The sequence below is a fragment of the Coprococcus sp. RTP21281st1_F1_RTP21281_210402 genome (genome assembly GCF_040915325.1).
GTDB classification, from domain to species: domain Bacteria; phylum Bacillota; class Clostridia; order Lachnospirales; family Lachnospiraceae; genus Coprococcus; species Coprococcus aceti.
Genome location: NZ_JBCPDQ010000003.1, coordinates 211,873 through 236,451, shown reverse-complemented (window position 1 = coordinate 236,451; position 24,579 = coordinate 211,873). Strand labels below are relative to the sequence as shown.

Annotated in this window: 18 protein-coding genes; all 18 read left to right on the top strand. The window is 41.8% G+C overall.

Features of this window, described 5'->3' with window-relative positions; translation table 11 throughout:
* The first annotated feature begins 4 nt into the window (after nt 1–4).
* Nucleotides 5–637 carry a restriction endonuclease subunit S gene (locus tag AB5150_RS05345; protein WP_207643007.1) on the top strand — a complete coding sequence of 211 codons (633 nt, stop codon included), beginning with the start codon at nt 5–7 and terminating at the stop codon, nt 635–637.
* 355 nt (nt 638–992) lie between these two features.
* On the top strand, nt 993–1,961 hold the full coding sequence (xerA, locus tag AB5150_RS05340; RefSeq protein WP_307741214.1) for a site-specific tyrosine recombinase/integron integrase: 969 nt from the start codon (nt 993–995) through the stop codon (nt 1,959–1,961).
* Nucleotides 1,962–1,978: 17 nt separating this feature from the next.
* Nucleotides 1,979–3,172: a restriction endonuclease subunit S gene (locus AB5150_RS05335; RefSeq protein ID WP_368291449.1), complete on the top strand. Its 1,194-nt coding sequence runs from the start codon at nt 1,979–1,981 to the stop codon at nt 3,170–3,172.
* A gap of 486 nt (nt 3,173–3,658) precedes the next feature.
* Nucleotides 3,659–6,835 carry a type I restriction endonuclease subunit R gene (locus AB5150_RS05330; protein WP_368291448.1) on the top strand — a complete coding sequence of 1,059 codons (3,177 nt, stop codon included), beginning with the start codon at nt 3,659–3,661 and terminating at the stop codon, nt 6,833–6,835.
* A 13-nt stretch (nt 6,836–6,848) separates the two neighbouring features.
* Nucleotides 6,849–8,915: a DUF262 domain-containing protein gene (locus tag AB5150_RS05325; protein ID WP_368291447.1), complete on the top strand. Its 2,067-nt coding sequence runs from the start codon at nt 6,849–6,851 to the stop codon at nt 8,913–8,915.
* Between the two features lie 38 nt (nt 8,916–8,953).
* Nucleotides 8,954–9,367: a hypothetical protein gene (locus tag AB5150_RS05320; RefSeq protein WP_022216717.1), complete on the top strand. Its 414-nt coding sequence runs from the start codon at nt 8,954–8,956 to the stop codon at nt 9,365–9,367.
* A 21-nt stretch (nt 9,368–9,388) separates the two neighbouring features.
* Nucleotides 9,389–14,932 carry a DUF4132 domain-containing protein gene (locus AB5150_RS05315; protein WP_368291446.1) on the top strand — a complete coding sequence of 1,848 codons (5,544 nt, stop codon included), beginning with the start codon at nt 9,389–9,391 and terminating at the stop codon, nt 14,930–14,932.
* Between the two features lie 141 nt (nt 14,933–15,073).
* Nucleotides 15,074–15,319 carry an aspartate dehydrogenase gene (locus tag AB5150_RS05310; RefSeq protein WP_243002897.1) on the top strand — a complete coding sequence of 82 codons (246 nt, stop codon included), beginning with the start codon at nt 15,074–15,076 and terminating at the stop codon, nt 15,317–15,319.
* Nucleotides 15,320–15,518: 199 nt separating this feature from the next.
* Entirely contained in the window at nt 15,519–15,875 is a 357-nt protein-coding gene (gene ylxM, locus AB5150_RS05305; RefSeq protein WP_120123079.1) for a YlxM family DNA-binding protein, read from the top strand.
* A 30-nt stretch (nt 15,876–15,905) separates the two neighbouring features.
* Complete coding sequence (gene ffh, locus AB5150_RS05300) at nt 15,906–17,252, top strand: signal recognition particle protein (protein WP_118757790.1); 1,347 nt, start codon at nt 15,906–15,908, stop codon at nt 17,250–17,252.
* Nucleotides 17,253–17,277: 25 nt separating this feature from the next.
* Nucleotides 17,278–17,523, top strand: a complete 246-nt coding sequence (gene rpsP / locus AB5150_RS05295; protein ID WP_004851225.1) for a 30S ribosomal protein S16 — start codon at nt 17,278–17,280, stop codon at nt 17,521–17,523.
* A 102-nt stretch (nt 17,524–17,625) separates the two neighbouring features.
* Nucleotides 17,626–17,853 carry a KH domain-containing protein gene (locus AB5150_RS05290; RefSeq protein WP_004851223.1) on the top strand — a complete coding sequence of 76 codons (228 nt, stop codon included), beginning with the start codon at nt 17,626–17,628 and terminating at the stop codon, nt 17,851–17,853.
* 166 nt (nt 17,854–18,019) lie between these two features.
* Entirely contained in the window at nt 18,020–18,562 is a 543-nt protein-coding gene (gene rimM / locus AB5150_RS05285; protein ID WP_015534851.1) for a ribosome maturation factor RimM, read from the top strand.
* A gap of 49 nt (nt 18,563–18,611) precedes the next feature.
* Entirely contained in the window at nt 18,612–19,337 is a 726-nt protein-coding gene (gene trmD / locus AB5150_RS05280; RefSeq protein WP_368291445.1) for a tRNA (guanosine(37)-N1)-methyltransferase TrmD, read from the top strand.
* Between the two features lie 138 nt (nt 19,338–19,475).
* Complete coding sequence (locus AB5150_RS05275; protein WP_022216568.1) at nt 19,476–20,120, top strand: hypothetical protein; 645 nt, start codon at nt 19,476–19,478, stop codon at nt 20,118–20,120.
* Nucleotides 20,121–20,285: 165 nt separating this feature from the next.
* Nucleotides 20,286–20,963, top strand: coding sequence for a response regulator transcription factor (locus tag AB5150_RS05270; protein WP_022216567.1), 678 nt, complete (start codon nt 20,286–20,288; stop codon nt 20,961–20,963).
* Complete coding sequence (locus tag AB5150_RS05265; protein WP_055144620.1) at nt 20,963–22,573, top strand: HAMP domain-containing sensor histidine kinase; 1,611 nt, start codon at nt 20,963–20,965, stop codon at nt 22,571–22,573. Before AB5150_RS05270 ends, AB5150_RS05265 begins: the two co-directional genes overlap by 1 nt.
* 101 nt (nt 22,574–22,674) lie before the next feature.
* On the top strand, nt 22,675–24,576 hold the full coding sequence (locus tag AB5150_RS05260) for a type IIA DNA topoisomerase subunit B (protein ID WP_055273466.1): 1,902 nt from the start codon (nt 22,675–22,677) through the stop codon (nt 24,574–24,576).
* Nucleotides 24,577–24,579: the final 3 nt, after the last annotated feature.

Sequence of the window (24,579 nt, the reverse complement as noted above, 5' to 3'; positions counted from 1 at the left end):
GAATTTGTCGGAGCAGGCAAAAATTCTTTATAAAGAATGGTTTATAGATTTTGGACCGTTTGAAGGAGAGATGCCGGGTGATTGGCATTTGGGCACTGTCGAGGAAATTATAGAACTTCATGATTCAAAGCGTAAGCCACTGTCTGGCAGGCAGAGAGATGATATGGAGAAGATATATCCTTACTACGGGGCTACATCAATCATGGATTATGTAGATAATTATATCTTCGATGGAATCTATTTACTTCTTGGAGAAGATGGTTCTGTAATTGATACAGAAGGATATCCTATTCTTCAGTATGTATTTGGAAAATTCTGGCCTAATAATCATGCACACGTTATAACTGGGGAAAAGGGATTTTCTGTTGAGATGCTGTATTTGCTATTTAGTTTGACAAATGTTCAAAGTATTGTTACAGGAGCTGTTCAGCTAAAAATAAGCCAGCAAAATCTTAAAACTGTAGAAGTGGTAATACCATCTTATGAAGCTATTACTGAATTTGATGAAATGATTCAACCTATTTTTAGGGAGATTCGTAGATTGAGAACGGAAAATGATAAGTTGACAACATTAAGAGATAACTTACTTCCAAAACTTATGTCAGGCGAGCTTGACGTATCGGATTTGGATATTTAGTTACTCCGACAAATGGTAATAGAATACATTATACTCAAACAATAAAAACGATATATTTGACATAAAAGCGGTTGAATGCTAATATAAGTGTAAAGAGGTGCTACCGATAGACGGTTAGCCCTGATATTGCAATTACAAAAAAGTAACCGCCAAGTTTTGTCAGGACAGGGCGGTTACTTTTTTGTCTTATTTCTTATCATTGCTCTTAGAGCCAACGGCATAACCAAGAGCAAAGCATGTAATGCATAAGCTGATGATGGCTATAAAAAGACTGAATTGAAAAGATAAATTTTTATTTGTTTTGTATTTTTATTATATCCTCCTGATAATGTAATGAGTGAAGGAGGATTTCGATATGAATCAAGAGATAATAAATGAAGTAATTTGTCAGATGATACCGCATTTATCTAATGATCAGATAGTGCTGTTAAAGAATGTGTTAGAAGGGGCAATGTTGAAGAGTGGCACTGGGACGGATCAATCTGATGAAGTGTTGGTTGATAGTTTTATTGCAGCAAAACGCCTTGAAGGATGTTCGGAGAGAACCCTGGTATTTTATAAGAATACAATAGATAAAATGTTGGCTTCAATTGGAAAAAATATTAAGGCTGTTACGACAGATGATTTGCGAGGATATCTTTCAGAGTATCAAAACAGTAATATGGTTAGCAAGGTTACAATAGATAATATACGAAGGAATCTGTCGAGCTTTTTTTCTTGGCTTGAGGATGAGAATTATATACTGAAAAGCCCGGTAAGACGTATACATAGGGTCAAAGCTACGACTTCTGTAAAGGAAACGTATACTGATGAAGACTTGGAACGGTTAAGGGATAGCTGTACGGAGTTACGAGACTTAGCATTGATTGATATACTTGCATCAACAGGAATGAGAGTGGGGGAATTGGTTAGACTTAATCGGGTAGATATAAATTTTAACGAAAGAGAATGTGTTGTATTGGGAAAGGGAGATAAGGAGCGAATCGTATATTTTGATGCGAGGACGAAGATACATCTGCAGAATTACTTGGATGACAGAATAGATAATAATCCCGCACTTTTTGTTGGATTGAAGCATCCATATAATAGGCTAAAAATAGGTGGTGTAGAATCGAGACTTAAGAGAATGGGAAAAGCTATTCAGGTTGATAAGGTACATCCGCATAAATTTAGAAGAACAATGGCAACGACAGCAATAGATAAAGGTATGCCGATTGAACAGGTTCAGAAGCTGTTGGGGCATGAAAAGATAGATACAACATTGCATTATGCTATGGTGAAACAGAGTAATGTTAAGAATGCACATAGGAGATATATAGGTTAAAGAGGAAGAAGAGAATTATGAGTAATTGGAAAGAAAAAACATTATCCGAGTATTGTGAATTTCAAGAGGGATATGTTAATCCACCCAAAGGACATAGTGAATATTTTGGGGGAGATATAAAATGGTGTAGAGCAGTAGATATTAACAATGGTTATGTGTATAGTACATCGCAAACACTTACAGATGCAGGATTTAATAGCGCAAAAAAGAGTGCTGTGCTTTTTAAACCTAATACAATTGTTATTACTAAATCAGGTACAATAGGACGACTTGGAATAATTAAAGATTATATGTGCGGAAATAGAGCTACTATAAATATAATTCCAAAGAATAATGCAGATGTTGAATTCGTTTTTTATTTGTTGAGGAGTAGACAGAACGAATTTTTTGATCTAGCAGTTGGAAGTGTTCAGAAAAACTTATATGTATCAATTCTGGAAAAAATGATGTTTAAATTTCCCTCATTGTATGAGCAAAAAAAGATTGCCTCTTTTTTTTCAGTTATTGATAAAAAAATTGACATTAATAATCGGATAAATAGGAATTTGTCGGAGCAGGCACAGGCTATATATGAATCGTGGTTTGTTTCATTTGAAAAATTTGGCGGAATGGTTCCGTTAGATTGGGGAGAGGGTGTTCTTGGAGATATTGCAGAAATAAAGACTACCACATTTAAACCGGATAAAGAACCTGATGTGATAGTTGAACATTATAGTATCCCTGCGTTGGATGAAAATCATTTTCCAATATTTGAACTAGCTGAAGGAATTAAGAGCAATAAGTATTTACTTAATAAAAATTCAGTTATGATTTCAAAACTTAATCCGGATATAAAACGCATTTGGAGACCAATGTGTTTAAGTGACAGGCCTGTTTGTTCAACTGAGTTTATTGTATTTGAGGCAAAAAACAAGAAGAACAAAGATTTTATTTTTTCAATTTTGGATAGTGATAATTTTAGTAACCATTTGTGTTCTCATGTTACAGGTTCCACTGGAAGCCGGCAGAGAGCTGTTCCTAAGGCAACTTTAGATTTTAAAGTGCTGATACCTCCATCGGAGGTGATTGAACAATTCTGTTCTATGGTTACGCCTATTTATGATTTGATTGGAGTAAATGAAATAGAGAATCAGAGATTGTCAGAGTTGAGGGATAGTTTACTTCCAAAACTTATGTCGGGAGAACTTGATGTATCTGATTTGAATATTTAGTTACTCCGACAAATGGTAATTGTTATGATTATACTTAAATAATAAAAACGATATATTTGACATAAAAGCGGTTAAATGCTAATATAAGTGTAAAGAGGTGCTACCGATAGACGGTTAGCCCTGATATTGTTGACAAGAAATAACCGCCAAGTTTTCTCAGGACCGGGCGGTTATTTTTTTGTCTTATTTCTTATCATTGCTCTTAGAGCCAACGGCATAACCAAGAGCAAAGCATGTTATGCATAAGCTGATGATGGCTATAAAAAGTTCCGTTGTAAGCATAAGCACAAACCTCCGTAATAGATTTCCGTAAATGGATGTATCTATGTAAACACAGGCTATAAACTCCTGTGGCGAAGGCTAACCGCCTACCGAATAGGGTAGCACCTCTTATATTATAACAAACATATGTTCGATAATCAATATACATGAAAAGATAAATTTTTATTTGCTCTACAAAACACAACACAAAGGGGAGGGGAATAAATGCCGGGTTTATTTACAGAAGATACATATGAACAAGCGATAATAGAGCTGTTCGAGAATATGGGATATGACCATATCTATGCGCCGGATTTTGACAGGGATTACACCAGCCCGTTGATGGATTCGGTACTTAGGGATAGTTTGGTGCGTGTCAATCGGGGATTGCCTGTAGATGCCATAGAAGAAGCTATTAATAAGCTTAGGACATTTGATACTGGAAGCTTGTTGCAGAAAAATATGACATTTATGGACTATCTGCAGAATGGAATTACAGTGAAGTTCTTTGTGAATGGCGAGGAACAGGCAACTATAGTGAAATTGGTTGACTATGAGAAGATAGACAACAATACGTTCTATGTGGTAAATCAGTATACATTTGTTGAGAATGGCAATAACAGGCGGCCGGATATTATTCTGTTTATAAATGGCATGCCACTTGTGTTGATGGAGCTTAAGAGTCCTTCTAAGGATGAGGTAGGAGTAGAGAATGCATATAAGCAGATTCGTAATTACATCAAGGACATACCATCTCTGTTTTATTACAATGCAATATGTGTAATCAGTGATCTTTCATCGAATAAAGCTGGAACTATAACATCCGGGCTTGATAGATTTATGGATTGGAAATGCAAGGATGGAAGTAAGGAAGAGAGCGGGTTTGCGGAATTTGAGACATTCTATGAGGGAATGTTTCAGAAGAAAAGACTGCTTGATATACTGAAGAACTTTATACTTTTTTCAGGAACGGGTACTGGTAGATTTAAGGTGCTTGCGGGATATCATCAGTATTTCGCAGTTAGAAAAGCTATAGAGAGGGCAAAGATTGCAACAAGAACGGACGGAAAAGGTGGTGTGTTCTGGCATACACAGGGTTCAGGTAAGTCACTCTCTATGGTATTTTATGCGCATTTGCTGCAGGAGGCACTTGATAGCCCTACCATAGTCGTAATGACAGATCGTATTGATCTGGACGATCAGCTCTATGCACAGTTTTCTCAGTGTGCAGATTTCCTCAGACAGACTCCTGTTCAGGCGGAGAGTAAGGAACATCTTAAGTCACTCCTTGATGGCAGAAGTGCAAATGGTATTATTTTCACAACTATGTTCAAGTTTGAGCGAGGTGAGAAACCTCTTTCAGAACGCAGAAACATTGTGGTTATGGCGGATGAGGCCCATCGTGGTCAGTATGGATTTGAGGAGAAGATTGTAGTATCCGAGAATCAGGCAGGAGAGAAAGAGGCACATACTGTTGTAGGAAATGCAAGAGTCATACATGATGCCCTGCCGAACGCTACGTTTATAGGATTTACCGGAACTCCAATATCAGCGAAAGATAGAAATACCAGGGAGGTATTTGGCGATTATATAGATATTTATGATATGACGCAGGCGGTTGAAGATGGGGCGACCAGACCTGTGTATTATGAGAGCAGAGTTGTTCACCTGAAACTTGATGAGAATACGCTTGCACTTATTGATTCGACTTATGATATTCTTGAGCAGCAATCCGATAAAGCAACGATAGAGAAGAGCAAGAAGATGCTGGGACAAATGGAGAGTGTCCTCGGCGCTGATTCAACTATTGCGTCATTATGCGATGATATTGTGGAACATTACGAGAAGTACAGGGCTAATCTGCTTACAGGTAAGGCTATGATAGTTGCCTATTCTCGTACAATAGCCATGAAGATATACAGAAGAATTCTTGAGATACGACCTGATTGGAAAGAGAAGGTTGGAGTAGTAATGACTGGTGGCAACAATGATCCAGAGGATTGGAAGGAGATAATTGGTACCAAGGCACATAAGGAAGAACTTGCAAGAAAATTCAAAGATAATGACGATCCAATGAAGATTGCAATAGTAGTGGATATGTGGCTGACAGGGTTTGATGTTCCGTCACTTGCGACTATGTATGTATATAAGCCTATGCATGGGTATAATCTTATGCAAGCGATAGCGCGTGTTAATCGTGTGTTTAAGGACAAAGAAGGTGGTCTTATTGTTGACTATGTAGGTATAGCTTCTGCGCTTAAGGCTGCCATGAAGGAATATACTGAGAGGGATAAAAACACATATGGGGATATGAATATTGCTAAAGTGGCATATCCTAAGTTCCAGGAAAAACTACAGGTGTGCAAGGATCTGCTTCATGGATTTGATTTCAGTGGATTTATAGATGGTTCGCCGCTTGTTATGGCAAAACTTATAACCAAGGGAGTGAATTTTGTTCTTGATGCGAGGGTACCTGACAGAAAAGATTTGTTCTTGAAGGAGGCTATGCTGTTAAGACAGTCTCAGTCTCTCTGTTCAAGTATGACTACTGAGAAAGAACGCCATGAGGCAGCCTATATGGAGGCGGTTCGTTCAACAGTTATCAAGATTACATATGGCGGTGCAGATGGAAAGACACTATCACTTAAGGAGATAAACAACCAGATAAATGATCTGCTCAAGGCAGCAGTTCAAAGTGAGGGTGTAATCAATCTGTTTGACAGTAGCAAGACTGGTGGAGAGAACTTCAGCTTATTTGATCCGGCTGTATTGGATGAAATATCCAAAATGAAAGAAAAGAACATTGCTGTGGAAATATTGAAAAAACTCATGGCAGAGCAGGTATCTTTATACAAAAGAACAAATGTTGTTCAGTCACAGAAGTTTTCAGAGAAGATAGCGCAGCTTATGAATTCGTATTACAACGGACTTATAACAAATGAGGAAGTAATAAAAGAGCTTCTTGAGACTGCTGAAGAGATTGCAAATCTGTATAAGAATGGACAGAAGCTTGGACTTTCCCAGGAGGAATTGGCATTCTATGATGCGCTGACAAAGCCGGAACATATAAAAGATTTTTATAAAAATGATGAATTGATTGCGCTTACCAAGGAACTGACGGAAATGCTCAGAAAGAATAGAACCATAGACTGGCAGAAGAAGGAAACTGCAAGGGCAACTATGCGAAAGATGGTTAAGAGACTGCTTAAGAAACATGATTACCCACCAGAGGATTATGATTTTGCCATAAATACAGTAATAAGCCAGTGCGAGCTGTGGACGGATAATAGCGATGCGCCTTATGTGGAAGAGCATGATAGTATGTTTAGATATAGTGAAGAGGCAAAATTTGCTAATGTTGCTGAGGGGAAAACAATGTACACAATAAGTAAAAATAGTTAGGAGGGGATTGTTAATGGATGCACGAAAGGGTAATATTTTTGAAATTTTGAATGGCAATAAGCAATTTATAATACCTGTATATCAGAGATATTATAGCTGGGGAGAAGAGCAGTGTAAAAGATTATGGGATGATATTGTAAATATGCAGAAAAATGGCAAGCCTGGACATTTTGTTGGTTCAATAGTTAATATTGCTGAACAGGCAATGCCAACAGGCGTTCAAAAATATATGATTATAGATGGACAACAGCGTATGACGACATTAACTTTGTTGCTTATAGCGCTTAGAAATTATGTCCTGATGCATCCAGATGATAATTCAATAAATGCGAAACGTATTGATGGTATGCTTTTAAAAAATGAATATGAGAGTGGCATAGATCAATACAAGTTACTGCTTACAGAAAATGATAGAGAAATATTAATCAGTCTTGTAGAAAATAAGCCAATTAATTCAAATGTTAAATCACGTATATTAGATAACTATATGTATTTTAAGGACAAGGTTTCGGAAAAAATTCTAATGCTTGATGAAATATGGGACTCTATTGGTAAATTGCAGATTGTGAATATTACATTGGATCGTGCAATTGATGATGCTCAGGCAATATTTGAAAGTCTAAACTCTACAGGAAAAGAATTGTCAGAATCTGATCTTATACGAAATTATGTTCTTATGGGGTTAGAACCTTCAGAACAGACATATGTATATGAACATTTGTGGAGACCTATGGAGAATTTGTTTATATATGATACACAAGAGACTGTCATGGATGCTTTTTTCAGACATTATTTAACGATGAAGATAACCCGTATACCGAAACAAGGGAGAGTGTATGAAGAGTTTAAATTATATCACTTAAATTGCGAATTTGGTACTATTTCGGAATTGTGTCATGATTTGTTGGATTATGCGAAATATTATACAGATATAGTATTTAAGAGAAACGATGACGTAGAGTTAAGAAAGCTATATGGAGATATTGTTGATTTGAGGATGGAAGTATCTTATCCATTCTTATTAAAATTACATCATGATTGTTGTGAAAAAGTTATATCAAAAGATGAACTTAAAGAAATTTTGAGACTGTGTATAAGTTATGTTCTTAGAAGAGGAATTTGTGACATACCAACAAATTCTATGAATAAGACTTTTGCAACATTCAAAAATTTCATTAGACAGGATGATTATCTTAATTCCGTCAAGGCTCATTTTATTTTGCAGGACACATATAAAGAATTTCCAGATGATGGCAAGTTTGGAGCTGCGTTTGTTAGTAGAGATATATATAATATGCGTGTTAGAAACTATATTCTAACCAGACTTGAGAATTATGACAATAAGGCACCGATTGTTATTGAGAACTATACTATAGAGCATATTATGCCACAGAATAAGAAACTTTCTACAGAGTGGCAGCGTGATTTAGGAGATAATTGGGAGAGTATTCAAAAAAGATATCTTCACACAATTGGAAACTTAACATTAACTGCTTACAATTCAGAAATGAGTGATAAATCGTTCATAGAAAAAATGAATATGGAGGGTGGTTTTAAAGAAAGCGCACTTAGATTAAATAAATATATTTTAGGGTTAACGGAATGGAACGAATCTCATATCCAGGAAAGGGCAAGGTTGTTGGCTGAAAAAGCGGAGAAGATATGGCCGTATCCTTCAATGAATGAACATGAGCTCGCTCCATATGAGATAGAGGAAAAAGTTCCTCAGAAATATAGTTTAGATACATACGATACAAATGCATTCACTAAGATATTGTTTACAGCTTTAGATAAAAGAATAATGAATCTTTCTCCAGAGGTAAAAAGAGAGTATAAGAAATTGTATGTAGCGTATAAACTTGATACAAATTTTGTAGACATTGTATTTCAGAAACAACGACTTCGTATAAGTATAAATATGAAATTCTCAGATATAGTAGATCCAGAAGGAATTTGTAAGGATGTTACTGGACTGGGAAGATGGGGAAATGGAGATGTTGAGTTGTTCATGGAACATAATGATGAGCTCGACACGGTTATGGAAATCATAGAGCAATCTTATAATGCTCAAGCAGAATGAGAAAAATGTACAAAGATAATAAAATTCGGGGGAATCACATGACTTTATACATGAACATAAAACAGCTTGGCAAGCGGAAGGACACAGTGCACAAGGTCCCATTTGAATATGACACAGCACCGAGCACGCTGCGGGAACTCATAACAGAGACAGTAAAGATCTGCGTAGCACAGTACATATCCCGCATGGATCGCGGCGATGCAGTGTTGACAGATGAACAGATCGATGATATGGGAAGAATAGGAAAGATAGCGTTCGGGATCGTCTATGGGGAGAAGAAACCGGATGTGGATGAAGCAGTGAAGACAGCCATTCAAGGATTTGAGGATGGGCTGTTCAGAGTGTTCCGCGGTATGGATGAATTAACGGAGCTGGACAGGGAAGAGAAGTTTAACGAAGGGGATGAGATCACATTTATCCGCCTCACAATGCTGGCGGGCAGAATGTGGTAGAACATAAAGAAAGGGGTTACAATGGCGGTGGACAAGAAGACAAGGTTTGAGCTTGAGGAGCAGAAGAAGATCGCAGATGAAGTGAGAGAGGCATTTGACGAGAATTCCACGAAGCTCAGAAAGAGCTACAGTGCGGATGCGCAGAAGCTTCTTAAGGAGATGGATAATTACTATGGAGATGTAAAAGAGTCAACGATCGGCAAGAGACTTGAGACATTTCTTGAGAATGAAAAGAATGTTCCTTCGGAATTCTTCAGGAACGAGCTGAAGCATTTGCCGGGGTGGGTGCCGGATCATCTGATGGAGGATTTCTACACTTCTATAGACAGCATAATCAAGTGGCAGACAAGCCAGTATTATTACAGAAGAACCATGCGTACGAAGAGATATGGGGCATTTCTTGACAGATATTTCAGTATCATGAATGAATATCACTCTATGGGGATATACGGATGCGACATAGTATCTCTCTACAAGGAGAAATTGCCGCAGGATATATTGTGCTATTACAGGGATGGCAGCAGCAACGGATATAGAATAATATCAGAATATTGGATACAGGCGGAGCTCGACAGGGGGAATGCAGAGCTTGAGAAAGTGCTCATGGACATCATGTTCGGTGAGAGTGCGCAGACAAGGCTCACGACCAATATCCTCAGGGGAATATATATGAGCTCCAACACAAGACTCCATGAGGCTGTAGGCAAGCTGCTCGTTGCGGCAAAGCTTCAGGAGGGGCTTAGGCAGGCGATATGTGAGAATATGGATTATGGAACGGCAGGTGCATTTATGACCCTGTTCCATGTGATAAAGGAGAATGATCTTCTGAGATTCTCATCTGTCATGAGGGCTGTAGCCACCTGGACAGGACTTGTGGCTGACGAGGAGAGCAAGCTTGACCGTATACAGAAGAAACAGCTGCTTCTTATAGATACATATCTGAATGATGAAAATGCAAGGCGTGAAGCTTTATCCGGCGAGGATGCCATGCAGATCTATCTTGCGCTGTGGAGCTATGGTTTCTTTGATGTGGACGAGGCATGCCATGTGATGAACAAGCTGGCGCTTGATGGCAGCAGACACCAAAGACTGGTATTTGGCACATATATCAGGGCAATGAGTCTGGGAAAGGTGTACACACACAGCGTTGCAAAGGAATTTATCAAGAGATTCCCAGACGAGATGGACACCATGGCGGTCATCATGCCAAGCTTTATGTCGGATTACCAGCCTTATATGAATAGTCTCATATATAAAGACGGCAGATCGTACAACAATGAACTTAAGAAAATGACATTTGCCGAGGTGGACAAATATTTTGACAGTAGGAAAGAATGTCAGGAGATGTACGATATCCTCATGGGCATACTTGAGCGCATGCCAAAGAAGAGGCTTGAGTTTGATCCGTGTGTATTTCCATGGAATGCCGAATATCTGGACAGATCCGCAATCATCATGAGACTTGCGGTCTGTGCAAGTGCTCTCAGGGATGAGGACAAGATCACTTACATAGCGGAGATGGTTCCTGAGATAGATTCCGCAAGGTACAGCAGAGATGCGCTTCTGCTTCTGCTTGTAAGGCAGCCGGCAAATGACAGACAGCGTGCCATACTGGTGGATGCGGTTGCCGACAAGGAGACATATACCAGAAACAAGGCGGCGATGATCGTTAAGGATATGAAGCTTTCGCCGGAGAATTATGTACAGCTTGAGAATATGCTCAAGTACAAGAAGTCAGACATAAGGGAGACTGTACTGTCTATATTATATAAGCTTGATGGTGATGACATGGATGATCTCATCGGAAGACTTCTCACAGATGCCAAGGAGGAGAAGAGAACAGCGGGACTTGACCTGCTGCTCCAGCTCAAAAATGATGAGAACAGGCAGAAACTTTTTGCAGATTGTGTTGGTCATATAGACGCTATGCAGAGGGAGTCTGCGAATGGAAGATCCAGTGTTACAACTAAGGAGCAGATTCTTATACGTGAGATTAAAAATGTTGGCACAGACCGGGCTGGTGCAGATGAGGGATATGGACTTTATGATGTAAATGCGTACTATGAGCCAATATTTGACAAGAGTTATCTGGCTGAGTGCCTTGAGCTGTACAAAAAGTATTTCCCTGAAAGCGGGATTGCAAATGATAATCTGTGCAAGACTGCCAAGAGCGAGGGTGCATTTGCAAAACTCAAATCAAAGATTGTGCCTAAAAAGAAAGACACGACATCTGATTCAGAAGTTATAAATATATTAAGAAAATTTGATGCATTTGTGGATGAGCACAAAAATGATGAGTATGAGATGGCTGACGGAGAGATCGGTCTGCTTGGTGAGTCAGGTGGGAACATATATGTGAGCCGTGACAAGGTGGCATGTGAGGAATTGTGGGTAGATTTCTACGAGAAAAATATTCAGACTCCGTATATGTGCATGCAGCTCTACGTGTATCTGAATGGCTACAACAGTGACAAACAGGATTTCAAGAAGTACTGCGAGACCTTTATGGCGGATATGTTTGGAAATATATATAGAGAAGAATGTCCAGCATTCGGATATCTTGCCATTGTCAGAGCTGTAATTGGATTCCTGTATAGAAGATATGTGATGGATAGTGACAAGATGAGACTTGCCGTTGTGGCAGCAGACTATCTGCTGGGAAGAAGTGATGAGCTCATATATACATTTGGCGGGAATAAAGGTGGCAGCAGTATATCTGGTGATGATTCAAAGGTATATCACAGAAGTGTGCTCACAAATGAGCAGATCATGATAATAACAAGGTGGCTTGCAATCGATGGTGACAGCGATATATTGGACGTAAAAGAGGATTCTGACGAGGCAAGGCAGAATGAAGAGGATTTCAGGCATTTGTTCCCATACAACTATGCCCTTGCAAAGTGTCATAACTTTAATATACCTTCAGACGTTGTAAATGATAGAAATTCATATTACTGGGTACACACAGGAAGTGTAATGTCGGTTCCTGGTCTCCTGAACTATATTGCCGCATACAGCCGTGGTATTATATCCAGGGATTATATGTACAAGATGGCATTTGAGGGGAATTCCCTGGATAGGGGCCTCAAATGTGTATCTGACGTGATGCGTTTTATAACGGAGCGTAACAGGAAGGTGCAGACCAGAGGCTATGAGTGGGGATATACGGAGCGTGAAAGGCTGAGAAGTGTGCGGCAGATACTTCTTCACAGTCCGGAAGGAGAGTTCTCAGAGACGGACGAGAAAAGGCTGGATATAGCTAAGAAGCTGTACACTGATATGTCAGAGCTTGTGCTTTCTGCAGAGCTCACAAGGGGAGACACGGAGACAGAATTCTCTCCATATATATACGGGCTTACAAGAATATTCGGAGCGGAGTATTTTGTCAGGATACTGTCAGCCCTAGGCAAGGAGACGTTGGAGAGATCAACGTATTTCAATACCGGTTATTACTATAATCGTCAGAAGGTCAGCAAGAAGAACAGTATGTCTCATCTTCTTCAGGCGTGTGTGCCTGATGCAAATGACAGTGCGGAGACTTTGAAGGCCTATCTTACAGGTACGGATATAAGTGATGCCAGGCTTATAGAGGCGGCTATGTATTCTCCGGAGTGGATAGATATAGTTGGAGAGTATCTTGGATGGGATGGATTTACTGCGGGATGCTATTACTTCATGGCGCACATGAACGAGTCATTTGATGACAAGAGAAAGGCTATGATAGCGAGATTTACACCGCTTGAGGTGGATGAGCTGAACGACGGGGCATTTGACAGGACGTGGTTCACCGAGGTCTATGACAGATTGGGTGACAAGCGTTTCCAGCTTATATACAAGGCGGCGAAATACATTTCAGACGGTGCAAAGCACACCAGAGCGAGAAAATATGCGGATGCGGCGCTTGGCAAATATGATGAGCCCGAGCTGATGGCTGAGATCGAGGCAAAGAGAAACAAAGATCTGCTCATGGCGGTGGGAATCCTGCCGATAGAGAATGAGGAGCAGATAAAGGACAGGTACATGTTCCTTCAGAAGTTCAAGAAGGAGAGCAGGCAGTTCGGAGCACAGAGGAGAGCCAGCGAGGCGGCAGCAGTTTCTACAGCTATGCGCAATATGGCGATCAATGCCGGATATCAGGACGTGACGAGACTTACCCTACGTATGGAAAGCCTTGTAGTTCAGGGCATGACAGAATATTTTCAGCCGCATGAGGTCGGAGAAGTGACCGTATGGCTTGAGATGGATGACGGCGGCAAATGCGCTGTCATCTGTGAGAAGAACGGCAAACAGTTAAAGTCCGTTCCGGCAAAGATCAAGAAGGATGAGTATGTATTGGCTCTGATGGATGCCAAGAAGCAGATGGCGGAGCAGTCAAGGCGTACAAAGGCGATGCTTGAGGATGCGATGGAGAGTCAGGAGGAATACACCTGGGCTGAGATCAGGGGCATGCTGGAGAATCCTGTTATACATGACATGGTGGCTGCGCTGGTGTTTAAGGTAGTGGAGCCTGACGGTGTGAAGGCAGGGCTGGATAGTACGGCTGACAGTATTATGTCAGGGGCAAATGAACTTTATGATAGCAAGAATATTGATTTGAGGAATAACAGCGATGCTGGTGATGTGCAGTTAGATAATGCAATAGGCGAAAGTGCTGGCGTACCTAGTCAGAATGTAGTTCTTGGATTTGCAACTGAGGATGGATTCAATGTGTTTGTTGAAACAACCGCTGGTGATGAAAACAAACATTTGTCAGACGACACCAAGCTCACAGTAGCACATCCATTCCACATGTACATGGCTGGCAAATGGCATGATATACAGAAATATGTATTTGACAACAAGATCGTCCAGCCGTTCAAGCAGGTGTTCAGAGAGCTCTATGTGAAGACCGAAGAGGAAATGAACATGGAACATTCCCTCAGATACGCGGGCAATCAGATCCAGCCGAAGAAAACACTGGGCTGTCTGAGGTCAAGACACTGGGTGGCAGACATAGAGGATGGACTTCAAAAGGTTTATTACAAGGAGAACATAGTAGCACAGATATACGCGCTTGCAGACTGGTTCTCACCTGCAGATATAGAATCACCGACGCTTGAATGGGTGGTATTTTCGGATAGAAAGACAGGAAAGGATATGAGAATCAAGGACATACCGGATATCATATTCTCCGAGGTCATGAGGGATGTGGACATGGCTGTTTCCGTGGCACATGCCGGAGGCGTGGATCCAGAGACCTCACATTCGACTGTTGAGATGCGAAAGGCGATAGCAGAATTTACCATGCCGCTTTTCAGACTGACAAATGTCACATTTACAAAGAACCATGCAGTGATAGAGGGCAAGCGTGCCAATTATACAGTCCACCTTGGAAGTGGAGTGGTACATCAGGAGGCAGGACCTATGATAAATGTACTTCCTGTACATTCACAGAGACGAGGCAGAATATTCCTTCCGTTTGTGGATGATGATCCAAAGACATCGGAGGTGCTCACGAAGATACTGTTCTTTGCGGAGGACAATAAGATCAAGGATCCGTATATACTGGAGCAGATCGAGGCGTAAAGTCAGCATAATGATAAGATGGTCTTGCCATGCTGTCGTATCGGATTATGTGTCTGAGGCGTAATGTTAGCATAATGATAAGATGATGGTTCAGAATGTATATTGTCAGTTGTTTACATGGTATGTATAGAGGTGGATATAGTGACTGGAAAAAGTTTTATTTCAAAATTAAAGTCAAAACACAAGGGGAACGCAAAACTGTTCCCTTATGACGAGGCAAAGCATGAGGCTGTCATCAGATGTTCTATCTGCACCGGAGAACAGGTAGCTGGATTCAGGAGCAGAGAGGACGGGAACTTTGTGGGTGTGATGGTGATACAGTCGGAGAAGGATCTGGAGAATTTTAAGAGACTTTACCGGGTGGATGATGTGAAGAAGATATATTGAATACAGTTTGTAAAACTATCGCTGTAGCGATATAACAAACATACAGGGTTTTGTGTTGTAAGACGGAGGATTTGCTACAAATATAAATATAATTCACTTTGTCAAGAAAAAACACTTGACAACCCACCCTGCCTGTATTAGAATAGCCCATGGTAAAGCAAAAACACTTTACATGCAAGTGCGTTACGGAGAGTTTGTTATGGAGAAGATAGTCAGACAGTCTATGTTATATGATTTTTATGGTGAGCTGCTCACAGAGCATCAGAAGAGCGTGTACGAGGATGTCGTGAACAATGACATGTCTTACTCAGAGATAGCGAGACTCAACAACATAAGCAGACAGGGCGTATATGATATGGTAAGGCGCTGTGACAAGATCCTCGAGGAGTATGAGGAGAAGCTTATGCTGGTACATAAGTTCATGAAGGCACAGGAACAGGTTCAGAAGATCAAGGAATGTGCGGATGAGCTTAAGACGATGAACTCGGATGAACGGCTTGCGGGCAGAATTGAAGATATAGTGAATTATTCAGATAAGATACTCGAAGATTTCTGATGATAGATAATATCAGAAGGGAGAATGTCTATGGCATTTGACAGTTTATCAGATAAACTGCAGAACGTTTTTAAGAAGCTGAGAAGCAAGGGCGTACTTACTGAGGATGATGTCAAGGAGGCCATGAAGGAAGTCAAGAGAGCACTTCTCGAGGCGGATGTCAACTTCAAGGTCGTAAAGTCATTTGTCAAGTCGGTGAGTGACAGAGCTGTAGGAGAGGAAGTCCTCAAAGGTCTGAATCCTGGACACATGGTCATCAAGATCGTTAAGGAAGAGATGGATAAGCTCATGGGCTCTGAGATGACAGAGATCAAGCTCAGACCATCCAATGAGATCACGATCATCATGATGTGTGGACTTCAGGGAGCAGGTAAGACCACCACGGCGGCAAAGCTTGCATATCAGTTCAAGAACAAAGGCAAGAAGCCACTTCTTGTGGCATGTGATGTATACAGACCGGCGGCTATCAAGCAGCTGCAGGTGAATGGTGAGAAGGTTGGAGTTCCCGTGTTTGCCATGGGAGACAACAACAAGCCATTGGATATTGCGAAGGCGGCTATACAGCATGCAGCCAAGAACAATATCAATCTGGTGTTCCTTGACACCGCAGGACGTCTTCATGTTGATGAGGACATGATGAACGAGCTTGCAGAGATAAAGGAGAATCTGGACATTGCCTACACCATACTGACTGTGGATTCCATGACAGGTCAGGATGCGGTAAATGTAGCGACAACGTTCAATGATAAGATAGGTATAGATGGTGTCATCCTCACAAAGCTGGATGGTGATACCAGAGGCGGTGCTGCACTGTCGATCAAGGCAGTAACGGGCAAGCCGATCCTGTACTCAGGTATGGGAGAGAAGCTTACAGATCTGGAACCATTTTACCCGGATCGTATGGCGAGCCGAATCCTCGGAATGGGTGATGTAGAGTCACTTATAGAGAAAGCCCAGTCGGCCATCGACGAGGAGAAGGCTAAAGAGATGGAACAGAAGTTCCGCAAAGCAAGTTTTGATTTCAACGATTTTCTTGATCAGATGGCTCAGCTCGAGCAGATGGGCGGCATGCAGGAGATCCTTTCCATGATGCCTGGCATGGCAAGTCAGATGAAGAATGTTGAGATAGATGAGAACGCTGCTAAAACACCAAAAGCAATCGTTCTGTCCATGACACCTAGAGAGCGTTCACTCCAGGATCCGATATCGCCATCCAGAAAGAAGCGTATCGCAGATGGAGCCGGTGTCCAGATAGCAGATGTCAATCGTTTCCTTAAACAGTTTGAACAGTCTAAGAAGATGATGAAGCAGATGTCCGGCATGATGGGCGGAAAGAGAAAACGTGGTGGTTTTAAAATGCCTTTTGGCTTAAGATAATTATTATTTAGGAGGAACAAGAACAATGGCAGTAAAGATTAGATTAAGAAGAATGGGTTATAAGAAGCATCCTTTCTACAGAGTGATCGTAGCAGATTCAAGATCACCAAGAGATGGTAGATTCATCGAGGAGATCGGAACATATGATCCTAACCAGGAGCCATCTGTAGTAAAGATCGACGAGGAGGCTGCTAAGAAGTGGTTAGCTACAGGAGCACAGCCAACTGAGTCAGTTGCAAAGTTATTAAAGCAGGCAGGTATCGAGAAGTAATTTTACGGATGTATCAGCTTTTCTATGAAAAGCTGATATGCAGCGCCAGCCATCGACGAAGTCGATTTTGCGTGGCTGGTGTTCCATTTGGGAGGTATAGAGATGAAAGATTTAGTAGAAATCATTGCAAAGTCCCTAGTAGATCATCCTGAGCAGATAGCTGTAACCGAGACTGAAGAAGACGGCATAATAAAGATAGACCTTACAGTCGCACCAGAGGACATGGGTAAGGTAATCGGCAAGCAGGGCAGAATAGCCAAATCCATCCGTACAGTTGTCAAGGCAGCTGCTTCAAAGGGTGATAAGAAGGTTGTCGTTGATATTAAGTAGAACTGCATAAGCAGGATAAGTGGTATTTCTTAATCTTCATATGACAGAGGATTTTATTACCGAGTTAAGAGGGGGAGCAAGTGCTCCCCCTTTATTACATGTCATAGGCGTAAGCCTGATGACAAAGCACGCATCAGCGTGCTACCATATTTATATAGGAGATAGAATGGAACACAACACAGAAGACAGACTCAGAGTAGGAGTGATAACCTCAAGCCATGGTATAAAGGGCGAGGTTAAGGTATATCCGACAACGGATGACAATGATCGTTTCAAGACCTTGAAGAAGTGCTATCTGTCAAATGGCAGAGAGACTTTGGAGGTTAATTGTACATCTTGCAAATTTTTGAAAAATATGGTTATTCTTAAGTTCAAAGAATACGATAACATAAATGATATAGAGCGTTTTAAGAACTATGACATACTTGTTGACAGGGAGGATGCAGTTCCTCTCATGGATGGAGAGTTCTTCATCTGTGATGTCCTTGACGCTGATGTATATGATCAGAATGACGAGCACATAGGAATCCTTGACGACGTGCTGGAGACTCCGGCAAATGATGTATTTGTCGTTAAGAAGGATGATGGCAGCGAGATCCTAATACCTGTAGTACCGGATTTCGTGTTCGATGTTGACACAGAGAATAAGAAGGTTAAGGTCAGAACATTTGAGATGGTAGAAGCAGATGATTCAGATGACGAGGATTGATCGCATACAGACGTTTGGTGAGATGATGAACATATACTAGGAGCGGACTATGAATTTTTATATTTTGACACTTTTCCCCGAGATGGTTATGAATGGACTTTCAACGAGTATCACGGGAAGGGCCATAGAGTCGGGAAAACTTCATATAGAAGCTATAAATATAAGAGATTACACCCAGGATAAACACAATCATGTGGATGATTACCCATATGGGGGAGGCGCAGGCATGGTCATGCAGGCGCAGCCTGTGTATGATGCATACACGGCACTGGTGGAGAAGCTTGGCAGAAAACCATGGGTCATATATATGACTCCGCAGGGAAGAACCTTCAATCAGGGTATTGCACAGGCGCTCTCGGAGAAGGAGGACATAGTTCTTCTGTGTGGCCATTACGAGGGAATAGATGAGAGGGTCCTTGAGATGATAGTCGATGACTATATGTCCATAGGCGATTTTGTGCTGACTGGCGGAGAACTTCCAGCCATGGCTATCGTGGATGCTGTGTCTCGTCTTGTTCCAGGGGTTCTGAATAACGAGGACAGTGCTGAGATAGAGACTTTTTATAATAATCTGCTTGAGTATCCGCAGTATACCAGACCTCCTGAATTCATGGGGAAGAAGGTCCCGGATGTACTGCTTTCGGGCAACCATAAGCTCATAAATGAGTGGCGACTTGAACAGTCTATCACCAGGACGAAGGAGCACAGGCCGGACATGTACGAGAAGTATATGATCGAGAATCCTCCTAAGGAGAAAAAGAAACGAAGAAAATAGCAGGTTGCCACCTGTGGTCTTAAGGTGGTATACTAAGAGATGGCAGAATTCGAGGTTATTCGAATTCTGCCATAACCTTGTGGAGACGCGACTGCAGGGCATACACAAATACAAGGAAGAACAAGGAGACAAAAGATTATGAAACGCAGATTACTTATGACTATGATGGCTATGGTTCTTGCATTCTCATTTACAGGATGTGGAAACAAGAAGGCAGACGAGACGACGGCAACCACAGAGGCTGCATCAGAGGTGAAGGATGAGTTCATCAAGTTTGTTGGAACAGATATCCCTAAGATGGATACAGAGGAAGCGGAGATCATGAAGAAGTTCAACTCATATTTTGCTGAGGGAACTGCTGTTGATACAGATGCTCTGCTCAAGGATTTGACAGACAATCTGCTTCCAAATTATAAGACATTTCTTGACGACGTACAGGCTATAGAAGTCAAGACCGACGAGGTGAAGGCGCTCAAGGATCAGTATTATGATGCCATGAATGCACAGTATGAGGCTATGCAGAAGGTTGAGGCTGCTGTCAAGGATAAGAACAAGGACATCCAGACAGAGGCACAGAAGCTTCTCTCAGACGCCCAGAGCAAGTATACAGCATACAATGACGCGGTATATGCACTTGCCCAGAAGGAGAATGTAACGTTGAACGGCGAGATAGCAACAACTGCAACCAGTGAGGCAGGAAGCACAACAGAGGCCAACACAGAGGCTATAGATCCAAGCGAGGCCATGACAGATGAGGTTGAGACAACAGAGGCAGCGCAGTAGTATTTAAGATATAGAAGAATATTTTGAAAAGCAGTGGATACATGAGTGTGTTCACTGCTTTTTTGCTGTGGTATACTGTAAAAAATATGCTCAGTTCACATTTTTTACAAATATCAATGTTATATTGAGATAAATTGGATATTATTCTATATGTGGAGGTACGATATGGATTCAATAAAGGTTCTTATGGTTGATGATGAGAGCAGAATGAGGAAGCTTGTCAAGGACTTCCTCACAAGAGAGGGGTATATGGTTCTTGAGGCCGGAGATGGTGAACAGGCCCTGGATATATTCATGAATGACAAGAATATATCTCTTGTAATACTTGATGTCATGATGCCTAAGATGGACGGATGGGAGACTCTTAAGGAGATAAGAAAGTTCTCACAGGTTCCGGTTATCATGCTTACCGCGAAGGCAGATGAGCGCGATGAGCTCCAGGGCTTTGATCTGGGAGTAGATGAGTACATAACGAAGCCGTTCAGTCCCAAGATACTTGTTGCCAGAGTTGCAGCGATACTCAGAAGAACAACTGATGCCGCTTCAGATGAGAAGCTTGTAGCCGGAGGTATTGAGATGAATCTGTCGGCTCATGTGGTGACGATAGATGGCAAGCCGGTTGAGCTCAGCTTCAAGGAGTTCGAGCTGCTTCAGTATTTTATCACGAACAAGGGCGTGGCATTGTCGAGAGAGAAGATACTCAACAATGTATGGAACTATGATTACTTTGGCGATGCCAGAACCATAGACACGCATGTCAAGAAGCTCAGAAGCAAGATGGGAGATAAGGGCGAATATATCAAGACTATATGGGGAATGGGCTATAAATTCGAGGTAGAGTGATGAAGAAATCAAAAAGGACATCGATCAGGACCAAGATAACGTTGTCTCTGGCTGCGACCATACTTATCATGGTGGTTATGTCGTGTGCTATAACCATGATCTTTATCAAGAAGTATTTCTATCACAGCATGGAACAGATGCTGCTGGATACATACAATTCCTGCAATGAACTGTTCGGACGGGATGAGGATATAGACAGTAAAGAGCTGGCGAATGATGTGATCAATCAGTCAGGTGCGATGATATTTATCTTTGACAGTGTGAATATGCATGTGTACACGACGGTTAACGAGGAGGCTGCGGTATATAACAATCTGTCATTTATAGCAGACTACTTCAATTACAGCGGTGGAAAGAATCCGGACAATCCGAAGATAAAGAGAAAGCAGATTGAGAAGACAGATAAATATGATATACAGATCACAAATGACAGGAATACAGGCAACAGCTATTATGACGTTGTCGGATTCCTTGACAATGGTTTTGTTGTCATCATCAGAAAACCTATTTCCAGTGTGGACTCAACGATAGTTACATCTTTGAAGTTCTTTTTATTGGTGTTCTCAGTGGTGGCACTGCTTGGATTTGTGATGGTTTATTTTATAAGCAATGCGGTTGCAAAGCCGATAAAGAATCTTGCGTCGGTTGCCAATCGTATGGCACAGCTTGATCTCGATGTGAAGGTGGATCACGCATCCAACGATGAGATTGGTGAGCTGGCGGACAGTATGAACGAGATGTCATATCAGCTGAGGAACACGCTGACAGAGCTTCAACAGGCAAATGCTAAGCTGCAGACGGATATTGATGAGAAGGTACAGATAGATGAGATGAGGAAGGAGTTCCTGTCCCATGTGTCCCATGAACTGAAGACTCCTATAGCTCTCATACAGGGATACGCCGAGGGCCTTAAGGACAATGTTATAGAGGATGATGAGAGCAAGGAGTTTTACTGTGATGTCATTCTGGACGAAGCTGGCAAGATGAATAAGCTTGTCAGACAGTTACTTGATCTGAATGAGCTTGAATTTGGAGTGGACAGGGTTCATCCTGTGGTATTTGACATAGATGCACTCATAAAGAATGTAGTGGATTCATCATCCATTCTGGTGGAGCAGAACCATGCGGAAGTTGAGCTGGCGGATGAGCTGAATGATGTGTGCAACGTATATGCAGATGAGTTCATGATAGAGCAGGTATTCACCAATTATTTTACAAATGCACTTCATTACTGCAACGATGGAGGCAAGGTCAGAGTGTGGACGGCGAATAAGGACTATGATCAGCCGAGAAGGACTGAGGATGGACTAGTCACAGGCAACTTGAGAGTATTTGTATATGATGAGGGACCGAACATTCCTGACGATGAGCTTGATAAGGTATTCATTAAGTTCTACAAGGTGGACAAGGCGAGGACGAGAGAGTATGGTGGAAGCGGTATTGGACTTTCTATAGTTGCGGCGTCCATGGCGGCTCACAACAAGAACTATGGTGTTTACAATGTGGAGAATGGAGTGGTATTCTACTTCGACCTTGATATCATACAGCAGGATGATGGCGAACCGGAAATGATACCGGAGAATAACGCAGATAACACGTCAGAACAATAAATACTTTGCAAGGAGGAAACTTTTAGGCTATAATTCTAAGGGTTTCCTTTTTCTGTTGGATTCTGGCATCTGCAAATATATTTATAAAATGGGAGAAGATTATGTCATATAGTGCAAAAAACATTGAGGTGTTAAAGGGACTTGAGCCGGTAAGACTGAGACCGGGAATGTACATCGGCAACACAGGGCGAAGCGGACTGAACCACCTCATACAGGAGCTTATAGACAACTCGGTGGATGAGCATCTGGCGGGGTATTGCAACAATATATGGGTGAGCATCAACGAGGATGGCTCGGCAACCGTGTCTGACGATGGACGAGGCGTTCCTGTCGATATACATGAGCAGGAGGGAATTCCTGCGGAGCGTGTTGTATACACAGTGTTGCATGCAGGTGGCAAGTTTAACAGCTCCACCTACAAGATAAGCGGCGGACTTCACGGAGTAGGTTCTGCAGTTGTAAATGCACTGTCTAACAAGCTTATAGTAGATGTTGCCAGGGATGGCTACCTTTATCACGATACGTACGAGAAGGGAATACCGACAACTGAACTTGTTGACGGTATGCTTCCAAAGACAAAACTCAAGGAAAAGAGAACAGGTACGACGGTAACACTCTATCCTGATGATACAATATTTGAGACAGTAAAGTTCAAGGCGGACGCCATCAAGCAGAGGATTAAAGAGACAGCATATCTGAATCCGAATCTTACGATCACATTCCAGAACAAGAGGGATGGCGAGGAGCCTATAGTGTTCCATCAGCCAGGGGGACTTGCAGCATTTGTTGAGGATATATCCCAGGGACTCACACATACATCACCGGTTGTCGCCATATCGGGGGAGAAGGACGGAATCGCCGCAGATATCGTATTTCTGATGACGGAGGACGGCGAGGAGAATATCATAGGATTTACCAACAATATCACGAATCCTGAAGGTGGAACCCATGTGACAGGATTCAAGTCAGCATTTGCCAAGCTTATCAATAATTATGCGAGAAATGAGCTTGGAACTCTGAAAGAGAAGGATTCCAATCTGACAGGTGCAGATATAAGATCTGGCATGCAGGCTATCATATCCGTGAAGCATCCGGATCCGCAGTTCGAGGGACAGACTAAGACAAAGCTTTCCAACACGGACGTGTCAAAGGCCGTCGACGATATCGTGAAGGAACAGCTCACAGTTTATTTTGACAGAAATTATGATGTGCTGAAGGATATAGTGGACAGGGCGGTGGCTCTCTCCAAGAGAAAGGCGCTTGAGAAGTCCAAGATCAATATAAACAAGTTTTCATTTGAGGGAAATGGCAAGCTTGCAAAGCAGGAGTCCTCAGATTCGTCTAAATGCGAGATATTCATAGTCGAGGGAGATTCGGCGGGAGGCTCAGCCAAGACCGCGAGAAACAGAAAGTATCAGGCAATACTTCCACTTAGAGGTAAGATACTCAACGTGGAGAAGAAGCCTGTTGCAAAGGTGCTTGAGAATGCCGAGATCAAAGCACTCATCAATGCATTTGGCTGTGGCTTCATGCAGGGATACGGCAATGATTTCGATATAAGCAAGCTGAATTACGACAAGATAATCATCATGACTGATGCCGATGTGGATGGTGCCCACATAGCGACACTTCTGCTTACATTCTTTTATAGATTTTATCCTGACCTTATCAGCGAGGGACATATATACATAGCTATTCCGCCTCTCTACAGAGTTGGCGAGGGCAAGAACATCAAATATCTGTACTCAGATGATGAGCTTGCAAAGTACAGAAAGACACACACGAACAAGTTCACGATCCAGAGATACAAGGGACTCGGTGAGATGGATGCAGACCAGCTCTATGAGACGACCATGAACCCTGAGACAAGACTTTTAAAGCAGGTATCAGTGAACAGCCGTGTTGAGGCAAATCAGCTCACACAGACGCTCATGGGAACTGAGGTTGCGCCTAGAAGAGAGTACATAGAGACACACAGTGCGGATGCGGTGCTAGATATATAAAAG